Here is a 1,661-nt window from a genome sequence, read left to right as displayed (position 1 = left end):
ATGGAAACTTCATCGGATGAGCCATCGAAGAAAATCCTGCTCATCAAAACCGAAGATTCGGCCGAAGCTCTCAATTTATTTGATGATTTAGCTACCAATGCCGAAAAGATTTCGAGCTATTTCAAATCCCAACCGTTCACATACCTCAATAATTATGTAAGAAAAATTGATGTCAGCCAATTACCCGCCATGCTTTTTGGTTCTGTTTTCAAAGGTTTTTCTGACTGCTACTATACTCAAAAGGATGATTATATCATTCTGGCAAGCGATGACGATGCCATGCGTGAATACCTCAATAATCTAAACACGGGTCAAACTTGGGCAAAATCGAGCATTTATCGAGATTTTATAGCCAAACTTAGTCCACAGTCGCAAGTAACAGCCATTATTAGCCCTCAGCGAGTATGGAACAATATTTATTATTCATTACCAAAAAAATGGCAAGCTTCTACGCTCAAACATGAAGTTAGAGTGAAAGATTTACGCTTTATCGCCATCGAAAACTTTGTGATTAATAGCACCTTCGGCACTAAGTTTTTGATAGAAAAAGTCCCACAGACTCAAAAAGCGGCTGTTGTTAATAAGTTATTCTTGCAAGATAGTTTAGTTGTCAATAGCCCATTGGCTGGTATTCCAAACATTATCAAAAATCCAGTTAATGCCGCCGATGAAATTATTATTCAGCAGGCAGATAGTCACCTGAAATTATTGTCAAATACTGCCAAAGAAATCAATGCTATTCCGCTGGGTCAGGCAATCAACACCAACTATTTATTACCAACAGATTATTTTCAAGATGGACTTTTGCATTATCTGACCACAACACCGAGCGATTTGGTGGTTTTGAGTAGAGATAATACAAAAGGGATTGTAGCCAGTTCGCCCGAATTATCGCTCGATGGCGGAGTAAAAGCCTTGGCCGCCAACGAAACCAAAATCTATGTTGTTGATGCTTCGGGGGCGATATATATAATTAATGAAGAAACCCAAAAAGTAAGCAAGATAAAGACTCCGACTCAGCTTGGCAGTATAGTTCAGATTCAGCCAGTTAAGTATAAAAACAATCCATATTTGGCTGTCCTTCAAAAAGATGGTACACTCAATGTATTTTACGAGCAAGGACCGAACCTAAGCGGTTTCCCGAAAGTGCCACTAACTGCTCGACCAGTAGGAATGATTGTGGAAGAAGATGGCAACAAAAACTCGGTAATTACTTTACTTTCTGAAATCGGTGAAATCAAGAAAGTAGATATGTTCGGCAATAGCATAACCGACGCCAATATTCAGTTGGAGCGACCCGATAAAGGAACGGTATTTGAACTATTATTCGACCAAAATCGCAAAGATTGGTTAGTAGTGCGTCGTACTCCAACTTCGATGGTGATTTTCAATAAGCAAGGAGCATCAGTCATAAAAATTGAAAGTACCAACTTTATGAAATCTCAATTGAAGTATTTCGATTTAGGAAATGACCTACGAGTAATTTCTATATTCGATGGAAAGAACAATACCTTCTTCGACCTAAAAGGAAAAACAATCGGTGATAAACCATTGCCAGCCAGTGCATTACCCGCACTTTCGTATGCTGAAGCCTATAATAAGTTATACATTTATAACCCAAACAAAACCAAATTTGAGGTCTGGACAGTGAAGTTGAAGTA

At 38.6% G+C, this 1,661-nt stretch carries 1 protein-coding gene; it reads left to right on the top strand.

What is annotated here, in order from left to right:
• On the top strand, positions 1–1,661 hold a 1,661-nt coding region (locus ACOVO2_RS14275; protein WP_421770629.1), incomplete at both ends, for a hypothetical protein.

It is taken from the genome of Emticicia sp. (genome assembly GCF_049241225.1).
Taxonomy (GTDB): Bacteria; Bacteroidota; Bacteroidia; order Cytophagales; family Spirosomataceae; genus Emticicia.
The sequence above is the reverse complement of the archived record's forward strand: the minus strand, read 5'-3'. Positions and strand labels throughout refer to the sequence as shown.